This window comes from Vibrio sp. TRT 2004, from assembly GCF_050113735.1.
Lineage (GTDB): Bacteria > Pseudomonadota > Gammaproteobacteria > Enterobacterales > Vibrionaceae > Vibrio.
The window spans coordinates 1-17,654 of record NZ_JBNJOH010000006.1 but is presented as its reverse complement, the minus strand read 5'-3'; the positions used below and the strand labels follow the sequence as shown (position 1 = coordinate 17,654).

At 44.4% G+C, this 17,654-nt stretch carries 15 protein-coding genes; 12 read left to right on the top strand and 3 right to left on the bottom strand.

The features are described from left to right. The 4 genes from ptsP to ACQEXR_RS04165 are packed head-to-tail and all read left to right on the top strand — an operon-like array spanning position 1 to position 4,788. Positions 1-2,247 (top strand): phosphoenolpyruvate--protein phosphotransferase, encoded by a 2,247-nt coding sequence (gene ptsP / locus ACQEXR_RS04180; protein WP_426951088.1) that lies wholly within the window; start codon positions 1-3, stop codon positions 2,245-2,247. A gap of 35 nt (positions 2,248-2,282) precedes the next feature. Beyond that, positions 2,283-3,047 carry a sulfite exporter TauE/SafE family protein gene (locus ACQEXR_RS04175; RefSeq protein ID WP_427019826.1) on the top strand — a complete coding sequence of 255 codons (765 nt, stop codon included), beginning with the start codon at positions 2,283-2,285 and terminating at the stop codon, positions 3,045-3,047. Between the two features lie 58 nt (positions 3,048-3,105). Further along, the gene (gene lgt, locus ACQEXR_RS04170; RefSeq protein WP_269377394.1) at positions 3,106-3,927 is read left to right on the top strand and encodes a prolipoprotein diacylglyceryl transferase; all 822 of its coding nucleotides are present in this window, start codon (positions 3,106-3,108) and stop codon (positions 3,925-3,927) included. A 9-nt stretch (positions 3,928-3,936) separates the two neighbouring features. Then, a complete protein-coding gene (locus tag ACQEXR_RS04165) occupies positions 3,937-4,788 on the top strand; it encodes a thymidylate synthase (RefSeq protein WP_426951087.1) in 852 nt (283 codons plus the stop codon). A 64-nt stretch (positions 4,789-4,852) separates the two neighbouring features. On the opposite strand, the gene ACQEXR_RS04160 is transcribed toward ACQEXR_RS04165, so the two are convergent. Both ACQEXR_RS04160 and ACQEXR_RS04155 read right to left on the bottom strand, forming a co-directional pair. Continuing rightward, complete coding sequence (locus tag ACQEXR_RS04160; protein ID WP_427019798.1) at positions 4,853-6,001, bottom strand: flavohemoglobin expression-modulating QEGLA motif protein; 1,149 nt, start codon at positions 5,999-6,001, stop codon at positions 4,853-4,855. Positions 6,002-6,122: 121 nt separating this feature from the next. Beyond that, positions 6,123-7,268, bottom strand: coding sequence for a Na/Pi symporter (locus ACQEXR_RS04155; protein WP_331417577.1), 1,146 nt, complete (start codon positions 7,266-7,268; stop codon positions 6,123-6,125). A gap of 410 nt (positions 7,269-7,678) precedes the next feature. On the opposite strand from ACQEXR_RS04155, the gene nhaR reads away from it, so the two are divergent. Both nhaR and ACQEXR_RS04145 read left to right on the top strand, forming a co-directional pair. Next, entirely contained in the window at positions 7,679-8,569 is an 891-nt protein-coding gene (nhaR, locus tag ACQEXR_RS04150; RefSeq protein WP_138972114.1) for a transcriptional activator NhaR, read from the top strand. Positions 8,570-8,743: 174 nt separating this feature from the next. Continuing rightward, positions 8,744-9,040, top strand: a complete 297-nt coding sequence (locus ACQEXR_RS04145; protein ID WP_331417597.1) for a metalloregulator ArsR/SmtB family transcription factor — start codon at positions 8,744-8,746, stop codon at positions 9,038-9,040. Between the two features lie 98 nt (positions 9,041-9,138). Here the strand turns inward: ACQEXR_RS04145 and rpsT are convergent, their stop codons facing one another. Beyond that, complete coding sequence (gene rpsT / locus ACQEXR_RS04140; RefSeq protein ID WP_038206410.1) at positions 9,139-9,399, bottom strand: 30S ribosomal protein S20; 261 nt, start codon at positions 9,397-9,399, stop codon at positions 9,139-9,141. A 247-nt stretch (positions 9,400-9,646) separates the two neighbouring features. Between rpsT and murJ the strand changes: the two genes are divergently transcribed. The 6 genes from murJ (at position 9,647) to ispH (ending at position 17,276) form a co-directional block, all read left to right on the top strand. Beyond that, positions 9,647-11,215 (top strand): murein biosynthesis integral membrane protein MurJ, encoded by a 1,569-nt coding sequence (murJ, locus tag ACQEXR_RS04135; RefSeq protein WP_427019797.1) that lies wholly within the window; start codon positions 9,647-9,649, stop codon positions 11,213-11,215. Positions 11,216-11,300: 85 nt separating this feature from the next. Beyond that, a complete protein-coding gene (gene ribF / locus ACQEXR_RS04130) occupies positions 11,301-12,245 on the top strand; it encodes a bifunctional riboflavin kinase/FAD synthetase (RefSeq protein ID WP_138972111.1) in 945 nt (314 codons plus the stop codon). Between the two features lie 55 nt (positions 12,246-12,300). After that, the gene (ileS, locus tag ACQEXR_RS04125) at positions 12,301-15,129 is read left to right on the top strand and encodes an isoleucine--tRNA ligase (protein ID WP_427019796.1); all 2,829 of its coding nucleotides are present in this window, start codon (positions 12,301-12,303) and stop codon (positions 15,127-15,129) included. A 74-nt stretch (positions 15,130-15,203) separates the two neighbouring features. Next, positions 15,204-15,713, top strand: a complete 510-nt coding sequence (lspA, locus tag ACQEXR_RS04120; protein ID WP_331427579.1) for a signal peptidase II — start codon at positions 15,204-15,206, stop codon at positions 15,711-15,713. A 141-nt stretch (positions 15,714-15,854) separates the two neighbouring features. After that, positions 15,855-16,286: an FKBP-type peptidyl-prolyl cis-trans isomerase gene (gene fkpB / locus ACQEXR_RS04115; protein ID WP_138972108.1), complete on the top strand. Its 432-nt coding sequence runs from the start codon at positions 15,855-15,857 to the stop codon at positions 16,284-16,286. Between the two features lie 24 nt (positions 16,287-16,310). Beyond that, positions 16,311-17,276, top strand: coding sequence for a 4-hydroxy-3-methylbut-2-enyl diphosphate reductase (gene ispH / locus ACQEXR_RS04110; RefSeq protein WP_171052205.1), 966 nt, complete (start codon positions 16,311-16,313; stop codon positions 17,274-17,276). Positions 17,277-17,654: the final 378 nt, after the last annotated feature.

Below are 17,654 nucleotides of genomic sequence, written 5' to 3'. Positions count from 1 at the left end.
ATGCTTTCTCAACTAAGGGAAATAGTTGAACAAGTTTCTAAAGTCGATGAAGTTCATCAGGCTTTAGATATCTTGGTTAAACAAACATGCAGTGCGATGAGCACTGAGTGTTGCACTGTCTATCTCGCCAATGAAGAGATGCAGCGCTTAGAGTTAATGGCGACTCAAGGCCTGCGTTTCAAAGGCGACAAAATCCACATTCGCTTTAGTGAAGGTCTCGTTGGTTTGGTTAAGCGTAGTGCCGAACCTCTTAACATTGCTGAAGCCTCAAAACACCCCGATTTCAAGTACTTTTCTGAGCTTGGTGAAGAGATTTATCAAAGCTTCCTTGGCACGCCAATTATCTATCGTAAGCAAGTTCTCGGTGTATTGGTGGTTCAGCAAAAAACGCCTCGCTTATTTAATGAGATGGAGGAGTCATTCCTAGTCACGCTGGCTGCTCAGCTTGCGGTTATCATTGCGCATGCCCAAACTCAGGGGCATTGGCGTCTTGAGAAAAAACAGCAAGCAATACGTGGCGTACCCGCTTCATCAGGGGTAGCGATAGGTGATTTTTGGTGGGATGACACCCAGCCTGATCTGACGAATGTTTATCCTGCATCGACGTTGGATATTGAGCGCGAACAAGAGTGGTTACTGTTGGCGATCGAAGAGGCGTTGAATGATTTTCGCCGAATGCGTAAGCGACTTGATAACGAGATCAATAAAGATGCGCTAGCGATTTTCGATCTGTTTACCCACCTGCTTAATGATCCTATGTTGCGTAAAGATTTAAAGGCGCAGATTCACAAGGGAGACCGAGCGGACTGGGCATTGCGTCAAGTGGTCGAATCCTACTCTAACCGTTTTGCTCGTATGTCGGATGTTTATCTCAGAGAACGAGCTCAGGATATCCGCGAATTGGGGCAACGGTTATTGTTCTTCTTGTACAACACGGATCAAGATAGAACGGTCATTGATAAACCCGTTATTTTAGTCGTGAGGGAGTTGACAGCAAGTTTGCTCGCTTCGATTCCCAAAGATAAGTTACTCGCGGTTATCTCACTGGAAGGAGCGGCCAATTCTCACGCTGCGATTCTTTCACGTGCATTAGGCATTCCCGCGGTTATGGGGGCTAACCTTAACCCTAAAGCGATAAAAGGCAAGTTGGGTATCGTCGATGGTTACAGCGGAAAAATACTGATTTCACCAAACAAACAGTTACTACGCGAGTACCGTGCTTTAGCTAATGAAGAGCGTGAATTGGCTAACAAGGTTAATCAACGCATCGAAGACCCCGCTTTTACCAAAGACGGTGAGCGAATTGAGGTGATGTTGAACGCGGGTTTGAGTGCTGATGCCAATATTGCGATTAACCAAGGTGTCGACGGCGTAGGGCTTTATCGAACCGAGATTTCTTTCTTACTTCAACACAGGTTTCCGTCAGAAGAAGAGCAGACTCAGCAGTATCAAGCTGTGTTAGACACCTATCCAGATAAACGTGTGGTGATGCGTACCTTGGATGTGGGTGGTGATAAGGCATTGCCATATCTACCCATTGAGGAAGACAACCCATTTTTAGGCTGGCGTGGGATTCGTTTTACATTGGATCATCCAGATATTTTCTTGATGCAGATCCGCGCTATGATGCGTGCGAGTGCCACTCATCAGAATTTAAGTATCTTGTTACCTATGGTTTCTGGGGCTCAAGAGCTTGATGATGCGATTGCTCTAATAGAACGCGCTCACCAAGAAGTGGTGCTATTAGATGAACGCATTCGTATGCCACAAATCGGAGTGATGATCGAAGTTCCATCGATGATCTATCTGCTGCCGTTGATTGCCAATAAAGTCGACTTTGTTTCTATCGGGACTAATGACTTAACTCAGTATCTACTAGCGGTTGATCGCAACAACTCACGTGTAGCGGATGTTTATGAGTCAATGCACCCTTCGGTGATCATGGCCCTTAAGCATATTCATTCGACCTGTCAGGAATTAAATATTCCAGTCTGTATCTGTGGAGAGCTCGCCGGTGACCCAATTGGCGCTTTATTGATGGTCGGTTTAGGTTACCGAAGTCTAAGTATGAATACCTCAAACGTTGCTAAGGTGAAGTACTTGTTGCGTCATACCGAAACTGGAGAATTGCAACAACTGGCTGACAAAGCTCTGATGCAACCTTATGGCCATAACATTTATACTATGATGCAGTCATTTTTTGAGGATAAGGGCTTCGCAGGCTTTATTCGAGCAGGTAACAAATAGGGTTCAATGTGTCGATAGAATTACTTTTGTCTTTTATGGCTCTCGGTGCCGTGGTCGGCGTCATGGCTGGTTTGTTGGGGATTGGTGGTGGGCTCATTGTTGTTCCAGCCTTATTGTTCATGCTCCCTACGGCCGGTATCGATGCAAATATTAGTATGCACATTGCTCTGGCTACGTCATTAGCGAGTATTATTGCGACCTCTGGTTCATCTGCACTCAATCATTTTAGACTTGGTAATGTCGATATGTTCGTGGTCAAGTGGTTGATGCCAGGCGTGGTTGTTGGCGGGTTTTTAGGCGCGAATGTCGCCGAATGGATTCCGTCTCAACACTTACCGAGAGTCTTCGGGGTTATCGTATTGTTACTGGCTATTCAGATGTTATTTTCTATTCATGGTAAAGCATCTAAGAGCATGCCAGGCAGCACTGCCACTATGTTTTATGGCACGGGTATTGGTGTTATTTCGAGTCTCGCTGGTATTGGTGGCGGTTCTCTCTCGGTTCCGTTCTTAAACCGCCATGGTATCGAAATGCGCAAAGCAGTGGGTTCGTCGTCAGTGTGTGGTTGCCTTATCGCCATTTCAGGAATGGTCGGCTTTATTCTCCATGGTTACAAGATTGAGGATTTGCCAGCGTATAGCATTGGTTACGTTTATCTACCTGCTTTAATCGCAATTGCATCCACCTCTATGCTCACCACGCGCATTGGTGCTAAGCTTGCTACCTCATTACCTACACCTACATTGAAAAAAATCTTTGCACTATTTTTAATGTTTGTTGCCGGAACTATGTTGCTATAACGCGCTCTCATCTTATACGTTTCGAAATAATCTGAACTTTATAAAGAGTATTAATCCTATGTCTCAGGGATATCTAACTTTTCCAAATATTGATCCAGTGCTTGTCTCCATTGGACCGCTATCTATCCGTTGGTATGGATTGATGTATTTAGTCGGCTTTGCTTTCGCGCTCTGGCTTGCCAATAGACGAGCTGATAAAGCCGATAGTGGCTGGACGCGAGAGCAGGTATCTGACTTGCTATTTGCTGGTTTCTTAGGGGTTGTGATCGGTGGCCGTGTTGGCTATGTAATTTTCTATAACTTTGACCTTTTCCTTCAAGACCCACTTTATTTATTTAAGGTCTGGACGGGGGGAATGTCGTTCCACGGTGGTCTCCTTGGTGTGATTAGCGCCATGTTCTGGTACGCAAAGAAAAATGGCCGAACCTTTTTTGGTGTCGCTGACTTTATCGCGCCGTTAGTGCCATTTGGTTTAGGTATGGGACGCTTGGGTAACTTTATGAATAGCGAACTGTGGGGACGTGTAACCGATGTGCCATGGGCGTTTGTCTTCCCTAATGGTGGTCCTTTGCCTCGCCATCCGTCTCAGCTTTATGAGATGGCGTTGGAAGGTGTGGTACTGTTCTTCATCTTAAACTGGTTTATCAAAAAACCTCGCCCGCTCGGTTCGGTGTCTGGATTGTTTCTCGCGGGTTACGGAACCTTCCGTTTCCTTGTAGAATACGTGCGCGAACCGGATGCCCACTTAGGTCTATTTGGTGGATTTATCTCAATGGGACAAATCCTCTCACTACCTATGGTGATTATCGGGATTCTGATGATGGTTTGGGCGTATAAACGTGGCCATTACAAAGATGAATTACCACAACAAGCGAAGTAAGGAATTGGTGTGAAACAGTATTTAGATCTCTGTCAGCGAATCGTTGACCAAGGTGAGTGGATTGAAAACGAACGTACTGGCAAACGTTGCCTGACAGTTATCAATGCGGATCTAACGTACAACGTGGCAAATAACCAGTTTCCATTGGTGACAACGCGAAAAAGCTTCTGGAAGGCCGCCGTTGCTGAGCTACTTGGCTATATTCGTGGTTACGATAACGCTGAGGACTTTCGCAAACTAGGTACGAAAACGTGGGATGCAAATGCGAATCTGAATGAAGCTTGGCTAAATAACCCTTACCGTAAAGGTGACGATGATATGGGGCGCGTTTACGGTGTTCAGGGGCGAGCATGGGCCAAACCTGATGGCGGTCATATCGACCAACTGCGTAAAATTGTAGATGATCTGACTCGTGGTGTTGATGATCGCGGTGAAATTCTAAACTTCTACAACCCTGGTGAGTTCCATATGGGTTGCTTGCGCCCTTGTATGTACAGTCATCACTTCTCGTTACTGGGTGATACGCTTTATTTAAACAGTACTCAACGCTCCTGTGATGTTCCTCTTGGGCTTAATTTCAATATGGTTCAGGTCTACGTCTTTTTAGCCATTATGGCGCAAATTACCGATAAGAAGCCGGGTCAGGCGTATCATAAGATTGTTAACGCACATATCTATGAAGACCAATTGGAGTTGATGCGTGATGTGCAGTTAAAACGTGAGCCACTAAAAGCGCCGAGCTTCCATATTAACCCTGAGATTAAGAGTCTAGAAGATTTAGAAACTTGGGTGACACTGGATGATTTTTGGGTTGAAGGTTATGAGTACCATGATCCGATTCAATATCCGTTTTCGGTGTAACACGGTTTAATTTTGAATAATGAGAAAAGGGCTCCAAGAGCCCTTTTTTTTGTTTTTCAGATGGTTATTTCAGCGCGTTGGCGACAAACTTGTAGATAGGATCCGTAAGCGCAGGATTAGCGATAGCCGGACTAATAAACTTAGGAGGAATAAGGATACCGTCCTCGACTAAAGATTTTATGGTAGAGAAATAGCGTATCTCCGTTTTACCTGCCAGCAGCAAATTAAAATCCTCACCGAGTTGCTCATAGGCGTTGAGAATCTCTCTAAACCCTCTGAGATAGAGGTAATCTTTGGTATAGCCTCCGCCACGGTATACACGGCTTGTAATCGTAAATGCCGTCATATCGTCCGCTTTATACTGCTCTTTAAGTAGCATAAAGGTATTTCTAAAATCGCGGTCAACGATCATCGATTCTACTGCGACAACACGAAGTGCCAATGTTCTGAGGCGTTGCAGACTAAAGTGACCAGAAAGAAACTCACATAAGATAGCCAGCCCTTCTTGAGTAGTCGTATTGACAGGACAACCTAGACTCAGCAACTTCAGTGGTTGTGCTTGACCATTCAAAGTGGTTAACAGATGGACACCTAATTCATGGTGGGCGAGGGCGTGAAGTTCATTCGCAGAGATGCTTGCCGACGCATTAATTTTTACTTTGGTGCCTGACACTAATGCATTGGCGATCATGCTATCGTTGATTTCTATCTCCCCTGAATAGCCATGCTGGAAGCAAAACTGCTGCATAAACGCGGCAATCTCTTCACTGTTGTGGCGTGGAGAAGTATCTTCGTCAATGGGCAGATGTAGCAAGAAATGCGCATTTCGCACGTCCTTACTGCTTGGCTCACCAAAATAGCGTAGCGAGTTATACAAGAAGTCCGCACAACCAATAGAACTGAGCTGATCAAGCTTATCGGCATAGGATTGAATCACTTCAGCATAGAGTGAACGGAGTTTTTCATTATCGATGTTTTCGATAGGAAGAGAGTAAAGATCTCGCTTGGCTTGATGAACATCAAACGTCTGCTCTTTATAGACAAAGTTAGGCTCGATAGAAAATCGATTATCGAAAAAACGCTGCCTCTCTTCGGCATAATTTTGTGGCGTTACGCTGCTTAAGATATCGATATCTTCAACGAGTGATGACAGTTGTTGATCTATTTGCCCTGCCACGGCGAGTAGTTGTTCGTTTTCTTTATGGTCCATCATAGTGTACGTCGCTGTTTTTCTTCAGTGTGTATCAGCTGATGATTTTTTACCAATGAAAACCGATCCATAAATAACAAAAAAGGAGAGCATGGGCTCTCCTTTCAGAAATCGTATTGGCTGATTATGCAGTCATTGCCAGAATCACACCAGGTAGCAAGATAAATACGGATAGTAAGTAACCTATAACGACCGTTTTATTCTTAACTGCCATATCAGAAATGAAGTCAGCACCTTTAAGAGGAATTTCACGTAGGAATGGAATTCCGTAGATTAATACTGTTGCCATGATGTTGAATACTAAGTGAACCAGAGCAATTTGAAGAGCGAATACTGCGAACTCGCCAGATACTGCTGTTGCTGCTAGTAGAGCGGTAATACAAGTACCGATGTTAGCACCTAGTGTAAATGGGTATACATCACGAACTTTTAGTACACCAGTACCAACCAGTGGAACCATCAGGCTTGTTGTTGTCGATGAAGACTGAACCAGCACAGTAACAATTGAACCAGACGTGATGCCGTGAATTGGACCACGACCAATCGCATTTTTTAGGATCTCACGCGCACGGCCAACCATTAGACTCTTCATCAACTTACCCATTACAGTAATTGCGACGAAGATAGTTGCGATACCCAGTGCGATAAGCAGGACACCACCAATCGTGTCACCAAATGTGCTTAGCGGTTCTTTCACTGCGCTAACAACGGGTTTAGTGATTGGTTTGATGAAGTTAAGACCTTTGATGCTCATATCACCCGTTGCTAGGAACGGAGAAACTAACCAATGAGAAATCTTATCTAAAATACCAAACATCATTTCAAGAGGTAGGAAGATCGCAACCGCAAGAAGGTTAAAGAAGTCGTGAATAGTTGCACTGGCAAAAGCGCGCTTAAACTCTTCTTTGCAACGAACGTGTCCTAATGAAACAAGCGTATTTGTCACTGTTGTGCCGATATTCGCACCCATCACCATAGGGATAGCTGTTTCTACCGGAAGACCGCCGGCAACGAGGCCCACGATAATTGAAGTTACTGTACTTGAAGACTGGATCAGTGCTGTTGCGACTAAGCCGATCATCAAACCTGCTACAGGGTGAGAGGCAAATTCAAATAGAACTTTAGCTTGATCGCCAGTCGCCCATTTAAAACCACTGCCAACCATCGATACCGCTAGAAGTAGCAGATACAACATGAATGCCAAGTTAGCCCAGCGCAACCAGCGAGTAGTGCTCGAAATTGGCGCCGCTGTAGTAGTAGCTTGGTTCATAATCATTTTCTCCGTGGACCGTTAATGTCTTTGTTTTGGTCTGTTGTTGAAACTGAGGCTGATGGTAGAGATGAAATATTTCAGTAATATTACAGTTCCGTGTAACCGCTTTGTTTTTCATCATTACAAACGAATATAGCTGTATTTTGAACTTTACAATTTATGTAAGATTCTGATTTTAAAGTTATTTTCGCTTAGACCGTTAGTGGTTGTTCAATGTGAGAAAAATCAAAAAAAAAGGAGAAAAAATCCTTTTGGTGAATCATTTATTACATTGGTTTGTAATAATTGAATTTAAAAGCTCGGTAAAACATACGGTAATCTGTAAATGTGTAAGTTTTTCCGAGTTATTGTTGTCATGCTCAGCATTTGTTATAACCTTATCCATTCGAACCAAAAGAGTCATCGCGATGTCGCATTTAAATTACAACCACCTCTATTACTTCTGGATGGTCTGCAAGCAAGGTTCTGTAACAAAAGCGGCCGATGCTCTGTTTTTGACCCCGCAGACGGTTACTGGCCAAATTAAAGCGCTTGAAGATCGAATGGACGGTAAGTTAACGAAACGCAATGGTCGCAGTATTGAACCTACAGAGCTTGGCCAATTGGTATTTAAGTATGCCGATAGAATGTTTGGCCTAAGTTATGAGATGCTCGACATCGTTAATTACAGCCAACGAGCCAACATACTCTTTGATGTTGGTGTGGCTGATGCGCTTTCTAAACGTTTGGTGAGCAAAATTTTGTTAACCACTGTGCCTGATGATAATAGCATCCATTTACGGTGTTTTGAGTCGACTCATGAAATGCTACTTGAACAGCTTTCCCAGCATAAGCTGGATATGATTTTATCTGATTGTCCGGTTGACTCGAGCCAAAGCCCTGGCCTCTATAGTAAGAAACTTGGTGAGTGCAATATGAGTTTCTTCTGTTCAGGTAATGTGGATAGTGTCAGTTTTCCTGCTGTATTAGAGCAGCGTAAATTGCTTATTCCTGGTAGTCGTACCGCAATGGGCCGCAAAGTATTACAGTGGTTTGATCGACAGGGTCTTCAAGCGAATATCCTTGGTGAGTTTGATGATGTGGCATTAATGAAAGCATTTGCCCGTTACCATCATGATGTCATCTTCTTAGCGCCGTCTATTTACGTTAAAGAAGTAGAAAGTGATCTCCCATTGCAGTTGATAGGCCATATTGATGAACTGAAAGAAGAGTATTATGTGATATTCGCTGAAAGGATGATTCAACACCCTGCTGTAAAGAATGTTTGTGATGTAGATTTTACGAGTTTATTTAATTAAACCAGATGGTTAATTAAACTGAATAGATTATTTTTCTCAGTTGAATTAATATTTGAATGATTCGCTTAAACATAATTATTAATCGTGCGAATCTGGTTAGTACAGAAGGTTAGTTATTTCTGTAAGGCTGAAAATTTTTGTCAAAGTTATGCTTGTATCAAGAGGTCATTGGTGATGGATTTACAAGAGATGGAAAAAAACTCTGCAAAGGCAGTGGTGCTACTCAAGGCGATGGCGAATGAACGACGTCTTCAGATTTTGTGCCTGCTCCATAACCAAGAGCTATCCGTTGGAGAGTTGTGCTGCAAACTGGAATTGAGCCAGTCAGCGTTGTCGCAACATTTGGCTTGGTTAAGAAGAGATGGACTGGTTCATACTCGAAAAAAAGCTCAAATGGTTTATTACACATTAAGCAGTGAAGAAGTGAAGTCTATGATTCAGTTACTACACGAGCTTTACTGTGATAATTAAGAACAGGTGATGAGCAATTAATTACTCATTTACAAATAGCAGATATAAAAAAACCGGCCAAGGCCGGTTTTTTCTTTCACTGTATAATCAGAGTTCTATTAAAGAGCCTTGATTGCAGCAGAGAAACGAGACTTATGACGTGCAGCTTTATTCTTGTGAATAAGGCCTTTAGTAGCCATGCGGTCTAGGATTGGTGTAACTGTAGCAAAAGCTTCAGTTGCAGCAGCTTTGTCGCCTGCTTCGATAGCAGCAACAGTTTTCTTCATGTAAGTACGCATCATTGAGCGACGGCTAGCGTTGTGCTGACGACGTTTCTCAGCCTGGATAGCGCGCTTCTTAGCAGATTTACTATTTGCCAAGGGTCTAACTCCCAAAAACTTAGTTCAGTGACAATTTAAGGGCGAGGAATATCCCCTATTTGCTCTTAAATGTCAAATAATTTGTGCAAAAACCAATCGAGCCAAACAAATTTTGGATTGAAAGGTCTTCACGGTTAAGATGGCGGGGATTCTAACAGTATTTTTTTTTCAATGCTAATACTAATCTGCTCTGGTTATGACATTCCTAGTGTAAAGTAGAGCGAAATTTTTGATTCCCGAGGTAATTGTGAGTAAACGCCTACTCAAGTCTGGCATGATAGTGAGTGCCATGACCCTGATTTCTCGCGTACTTGGCCTAGTGCGAGATGTTGTTGTTGCCAACCTGATGGGGGCGGGTGCAAGCGCTGATGTTTTCTTCTTTGCCAATAAAATTCCCAACTTCCTCAGGCGTTTATTTGCTGAAGGTGCATTCTCTCAGGCATTTGTTCCTGTTCTGACTGAGTATCATGCTGCGGGAGATATGGATAAAACTCGCCAACTTATTGCGAGGGCCGCAGGTACCTTAGGGGTTCTTGTCTCGATAGTGACATTGTTTGGTGTCTTAGGTTCGGGAATCGTGACGGCTCTATTTGGTTTTGGCTGGTTTTTAGATTGGATGCATGGCGGCCCGTCGGCAGAAAAGTTTGTTCTGGCCAGCCTGATGCTCAAAATTACCTTTCCATATTTATGGTTCATCACGTTTGTCGCTCTTTCTGGGGCAATACTTAACACCATGGGGAAATTTGCCGTTTCTTCATTTACCCCAGTGTTCCTCAATGTGATGATCATTTTATCGGCCTGGTTTATTGCTCCTCAGCTAGCTCAACCAGAAATTGGTTTGGCGATTGGTGTGTTCCTCGGTGGTTTAGTCCAGTTCCTTTTTCAAATCCCATTTTTGATAAAAGCAGGAGTGATGGTTAAACCTCAGTGGGGATGGCGAGATCCTGGTGTGGTCAAAATTCGCACGTTAATGATTCCAGCGTTATTTGGCGTATCAGTGAGTCAGATAAACTTGCTGTTTGACACTTTTATCGCCAGCTTCCTTCAAACGGGATCGATCAGTTGGCTTTATTACTCAGACCGCCTGCTTGAATTTCCTCTTGGCTTATTTGGTATAGCCATTGCGACAGTCATCCTACCCGCGCTGTCACGCAAACACGTCGATGCTCACAACGAAGGTTTTGCCCAGACAATGGACTGGGGCGTACGCATGGTGACACTACTGGGTATTCCCGCGATGTTGGGCTTGATGGTGCTAGCAAAACCTATGTTGATGGTGCTGTTCATGCGTGGGGAATTTACGCCACAAGATGTCGAGTTTGCTTCGATGTCATTGATGGCTTATGCGTCTGGTTTACTCAACTTTATGCTGATTAAAGTTCTCGCCCCTGGTTATTATTCTCGCCAAGATACAAAAACGCCTGTGAAGTACGGCATTATCGCAATGGTAACGAACATGGTCTTCAATGCTATCTTCGCTTATTTTTATGGCTATGTCGGTCTGGCTATTGCGACGGCACTATCGGCTTTGGTCAACATGACTCTACTATATAGAGGTTTGCATATCGCAGGTGTTTACCAGTTAACACGCAAAACACTCATCTTTGTTGGCAAGCTAATTATTGCGGGTGGCTTAATGGTCACAGCGATCATGTGGCAGTTGGAAGAGATGAGTATTTGGCTGAGCTGGAGTTTAGCTCATCGCGTGATGTGGTTGTCTATGCTGATTGGTTTAGGTGCAGGCGTTTATTTGGTGGCACTTCTGGTTATGGGTATACGTTTAAAAGACTTAAAAGCAGCGACAGAGCGAACCTGATTAGTATATAATCCGTCAGTTTCACGCAATGTTTACTCTTTTAGACAGTATTTATAGCCAATAGATAGGTTTTTAGCAGTCCCCAATGGAATTGATTCGAGGTATTCACAATATCAAACCCCACCATCAAGGGTGTGTATTGACGATCGGAAACTTCGATGGTGTTCATCTTGGACATCAGGAAGTATTACGACAAGTGTCTGAACAGGCTAAGGAATTAGGTCTGCCCTCGACGGTAATGACATTCGACCCTCAGCCATTGGAACTGTTTGCTAAAGATAAAGCACCAGCGAGGCTGACACGCCTCAGAGATAAGTTTGTTCAACTGAGTAAATTGAATATTGAAAGGTTGCTTTGTGTAAACTTTAACCTTAAGTTCGCCAATCAAACCCCTGAGGCATTTATTAGTGACTTGTTGGTAGCGCGTTTGGGTGTTAAGTTTCTCGTCGTAGGCGATGATTTCTGCTTTGGTCATGGTCGTAAGGGGAACTTTGCGATGCTGCAAGAAGCAGGAAAAAAGTACGGCTTTGAAGTGGTCAGCACACAAAGCTTTCGCTTAGCTGAGTTGCGGGTTAGCAGCACTGCAATACGTCGGGCATTAGCGCAAGATAAGCTTGATGAAGCTGCGCAAATGTTAGGACGTCATTATAGTATTAGTGGTCGAGTCTCTCATGGTCGTAAATTGGGTAGAACCATTGGTTTCCCTACGGCAAATATCCCACTAAAACGTTGCGTATCTCCAGTGTCAGGTGTTTATACCGTTGAGGCATTAGGTCTTGATGATGGGCCTATTGGAGGTGTGGCGAACATTGGTAACCGACCGACGGTTAACGGTGTACGTCAGCAACTAGAAGTACATTTATTCGACTTTAAAGCCAATTTATATGGCAAACAGTTGGAAATCGTACTTTTAGATAAGATTCGAGATGAGCATAAATTTGAGTCATTCGAAGCTTTGAAACAACAAATTGAATTGGATGCTGAAGCAGCAAGGGTGTGGCTGCGTCAGCGTAAAGACCAAGCGGTTTAGTTCGCTGCTTGGCATAATGTCTAACTGTCACCCAACACAACGGAATTAAGAATCGATGAGTGAGTATAAAGATACCCTGAACCTTCCTGAAACAGGGTTTCCGATGCGCGGCAATCTGGCCAATCGTGAGCCAGAGATGCTTGAGCGTTGGTACAAAGAAGACCTTTACGGTGAAATCCGTAAAGCGAAGAAAGGCAAAAAATCTTTCGTTCTACACGATGGTCCTCCATACGCGAATGGTGACATTCACATTGGTCACGCACTAAACAAGATTCTTAAAGACATTATTATTAAATCCAAAACACTTTCTGGTTTTGATGCACCGTACATTCCAGGTTGGGACTGTCACGGCCTACCAATTGAACTAATGGTAGAGAAGAAGAAAGGCAAACCAGGCCAAAAGATCTCTGCGGCAGAGTTCCGTGAAGAGTGTCGTAAATACGCTCAAGGTCAGGTTGAAGGTCAAAAAGAGAGCTTCAAGCGTCTAGGTATCATGGGAGAGTGGGATAAGCCTTACCGCACGATGGATTTTGCTACCGAAGCAAATATCATCCGCGCGTTAGGTAAAATCGCTGACAATGGTCATCTACTGAAAGGCTTCAAGCCAGTTCATTGGTGTACGGACTGTGGTTCGGCACTTGCTGAGGCTGAAGTAGAGTACAAAGACAAAGTTTCTCCTTCGATTGATGTTCGCTTCAAAGCGACAGATGCTGCGGCTCTACTATCGAAGTTTAATCTTATTGAAGGTCATGAAGGCGAAGGTGATATCTCAATTGTTATCTGGACGACGACACCGTGGACACTGCCAGCAAACCGCGCAGTATGTTTACGCGGTGATCTAGAGTATGTACTTGTCCAAATTGAAGGTGAGTCTAAAGAGCGCATCATCGTTGCGTCTGAATTAGCGAAAGATGTCATGGATCGTGCTGGTATTGAGCACTTCCACAACCTAGGTTTTGCTAAGGGTAGCGATCTTGAATTGCTTCAGTTCAATCACCCATTCTATGACTTTACCGTGCCAGCGATCTTAGGTGATCACGTCACTACTGATTCGGGTACAGGTGTTGTCCATACCGCGCCAGGTCACGGTCAAGAAGACTTCGCAGTAGGTAACCAATACAACCTAGAAGTGGCTAACCCTGTAGGTTCAAATGGCGTTTACCTACCAGATACTGAGTTGTTTGCTGGTCAACACGTATTCAAAGCGAACGATGCGGTCGTTGAAACGCTCAAAGAAAAAGGCGCGCTTCTTCATCACCACGCTTATGAGCACAGCTACCCACACTGTTGGCGTCATAAGACTCCAATCATCTTCCGTGCAACACCTCAGTGGTTTGTATCGATGGACCAAGCAGGTCTACGTGCTAAAGCACTAGAGTCAATCAAAGGTGTGGAGTGGATGCCTGAGTGGGGTCAAAGTCGTATCGAAGGTATGATTGAAGGTCGTCCTGAGTGGTGTATCTCACGCCAACGTACTTGGGGTGTGCCGATCGCTCTATTCGTTCACAAAGAAACTGCAGAGCTTCATCCAAACACAATTGAACTGGTTGAGAAAGTTGCTCAACTTGTTGAAGAAAAAGGTATCCAAGCTTGGTGGGATCTAGAAATTTCAGATCTACTTGGTGATGACGCTGATAAATACGAGAAAGTACTTGATACTCTAGACGTATGGTTCGATTCAGGTGTTACTCACTATTCAGTGGTTGACGCTCGTGAAGAGTACAACGGCAACAGCGCAGATCTTTACCTGGAAGGTTCTGACCAACACCGTGGTTGGTTCCAGTCGTCATTGATTTCATCTATCGCGATGAAAGGTGAAGCGCCATACAAGCAAGTGTTAACGCACGGCTTCGTTGTAGATGGTCACGGTCGTAAGATGTCGAAATCGATTGGTAACGTAGTTGCACCGAAAGATGTCACGAACAAGCTAGGTGCAGATATTCTGCGTCTATGGGTTGCATCAACAGACTACACTGGCGAAGTCGCGGTATCTGATGAAATTCTTAAGCGCTCTGCTGATGCGTACCGTCGTATCCGTAACACAGCACGTTTCTTCCTTGCGAACCTAAGTGGTTTCAACCCTGCAACGGATATTGTTCCTGCAGAAGAAATGGTTGCACTTGATCGTTGGGCTGTTGGTCGCGCACTAGCGGCTCAGGAAGAAATTGTTAAAGCATACGGCGAGTACAACACTCACGCAGTGACTCAGCGCTTGATGCACTTCTGTTCGATTGAGATGGGTTCATTCTACCTAGACGTGATCAAAGACCGTCAGTACACAGCAAAACGTGGCGGACATGCTCAACGTAGCTGTCAGACGGCGCTTTACTACATCGTAGAAGCGTTGGTACGTTGGATGGCTCCTATCATGTCGTTTACAGCGGATGAAATCTGGAATGAAATGCCAGGTGAGCGCGATAAGTTTGTTTTCACTGGTGAATGGTTCGACGGCCTGTTCGGATTGACTGAAGGTGAAGAGCTGAACAACGAGTTCTGGGCTGAGATTCAGGTGATTCGTGGTAGCGTAAACAAGCTGCTAGAAGACGCTCGTAAAGACAAGACAATCGGTGGCTCTCTACAAGCTGAAGTCACGCTATATGCCGACGATGCACTACTGGCTAAGCTAGGTAAGCTAGAAGACGAACTGCGTTTTGCACTACTGACATCAACCGCATTGGTTAAGTCTCTAGGTGAAAAATCTCAAGCAGCACAAGCGACTGATGTTGAAGGTCTGTTTGTTGAAGTTAAAGCGACTGAAAACGAGAAGTGTGACCGCTGTTGGCACCATACTCCAGACGTTGGTACGATCGAAGGCCATGAGAAGATCTGTGGTCGTTGTGTATCGAACGTAGATGGTGAAGGCGAAGTACGTAAATTTGCATAATTCGCAGTAGCGTAACTGAACTTTTCAGAAATTAAATAGCCCCAGTATTTACTGGGGCTACTTTTAGGAACTGTATGAACGAGCAAACATTAACTCTTAAACAATCAGGTGTACGTTGGCTATGGCTAGCGTTGGTTATCTTCCTTGCGGACATCGGTATTAAACTGTTTGTGATGGATAATATGGGTTATGGATGGGCAAATCGAATAGAGGTACTGCCTTTCTTCAATTTCCTTTATGTTCATAATTACGGCGCTGCGTTTAGCTTCCTGAGCGATCAGGCTGGCTGGCAACGTTGGCTATTTACTGGGATTGCATTTGCAGTCACCGCAATGCTGACTTACTGGATGAGTAAACTTCCAGCGGCCGAAAAGTGGAACAATATCGCCTACGCTATGATTATTGGTGGTGCGGTAGGTAACGTCTTCGATCGTGTCGTCCATGGTTTTGTGGTCGATTACCTCGACTTTTACTGGGGTAATTATCATTGGCCAGCATTCAATCTGGCTGATACTACTATCTGTATTGGTGCTGCGATGATTATCTTAGATGGCTTTCGTAAAAAAGACGACGCCAAAGCTTAATTCGTGATGAATTGAATAACCCTAAGCGCTGTCGGTTGATTACGATGGCGCTTTTTAGTATACCCGTCTAGTTTGAATCCGAGCGCCAATTTGACGGCGACACCTCTATTAAAACAATAACGACACCAAGGAAGCAGTAACGTGACTACAATCGCCCAAGATTCAGCAGTAACTTTGCACTTTACGATCAAAATGAAAGACGGGTCTGTTGCCGACAGTACCCATAACATGGGCAAACCAGCCAAACTAGTGATTGGTGATGGTAGCCTTAGTGAAAACTTTGAACAGTGTTTGCTGGGTCTTAACTCAGGTGACCAAAAGGCCATTGAACTTAAAGCTCAAGATGCGTTTGGTTTGCCAAATCCAGACAATATTCATCATATGGACCGTGCTAAGTTTGTTGGTGACGCGGAAGTGGAAGTGGGCACCATCATGGCTTTTTCTGGTCCAGACGGAATGGAAATTCCTGGCATTATTACCGAAATAGCTGGCGACTCTGTGACCGTAGATTTCAACCATCCGCTAGCAGGACAGGATGTGACTTTTGAAGTTGAGATTTTGTCAGTAGAATAACCGCCCAAAGAAGAAAACAACGCCATGAGCAATGAAATGAAAATTCTATTAGCCAACCCTCGCGGTTTTTGTGCCGGTGTTGATCGTGCGATCAGCATTGTTGAACGTGCATTAGAAATGTACCAACCACCAATCTACGTACGCCATGAGGTGGTTCACAACCGTTTTGTCGTGGAAGGCCTCAAGCAGCGTGGTGCGATCTTTGTTGAAGAGTTGCATGAAGTTCCAGATGACAATATCGTTATTTTTTCTGCTCATGGTGTGTCTCAAGCAGTACGCAAAGAGGCCAAAGAGCGTGCTCTCACCGTTTTTGACGCAACTTGTCCCTTAGTGACTAAAGTGCACATGGAAGTAGCTCGTGCGAGCCGTAAGCATATGGAAGTCGTGTTGATTGGTCATGCTGGACATCCTGAAGTTGAAGGTACAATGGGGCAATACGCCAGTGATAAAGGCGGTATGTACTTGGTGGAAACGCCAGCGGATGTAATCGCTCTTAAAGATAAGGTGCGTGATCCAAGCCACCTGCACTATGTGAGCCAAACAACGCTATCAGTGGATGAGACTGCAGATGTCATTGACGAGCTGCGTCGTGTCTTCCCTGACATTCAGGGTCCGCGCAAGGATGACATCTGTTATGCAACGCAAAATCGCCAGGACGCGGTGCGCGAAATGGCAGAGGATGTGGATGTTATGATTGTCGTCGGGTCTAAAAACTCTTCAAATTCTACTCGCCTTAAAGAACTGGCAGAAAAGCTAGGAACGCCGGGCTACCTCACTGACTGCACGGAAGACATCAAGTCGGAATGGTTTGAAGGCAAAACGAAAGTCGGGGTGACCGCGGGTGCTTCTGCTCCAGAGGAGTTGGTCAACCAAATCCTAGACCGAATAAAAGAGTTGGTCGGTGCTCGCTCGGTAGAAGAGATTCAAGGGCGTGAAGAGAATATGTTCTTTGAAGTACCGAAAGAGCTACAGATTAAGCAAATCGATTAATGTTCACAACAACAAAAAGCCACCGGTCACAGTAACTCCTATCACTTAACGTGTTCGCAACACACTGGATAGCAAACCATACTGTTGCGAACGACCCCTCTATAGCAGTGGGGTATTTTCTGATTTTTCATCATTTGTGATAATTCACAGTCTCCTCGGTGCATTTCTTGCTTCCGGGCAACTTTTTGCTCGATCTGGGCAAGATCTTGCTCGATTCGAGCAAAAAGTTGCCCAGCTCGTATATTAACAAATGCTTAAATTGTTGAAATATATACATTTTCATTTTGGCACGCTTTTTGATTAAGAGTTAGTGTTATTACACACAACCTCTAAGGATTTTACTATGCCAACTCCATGTTATATTTCTATCGACGGTGA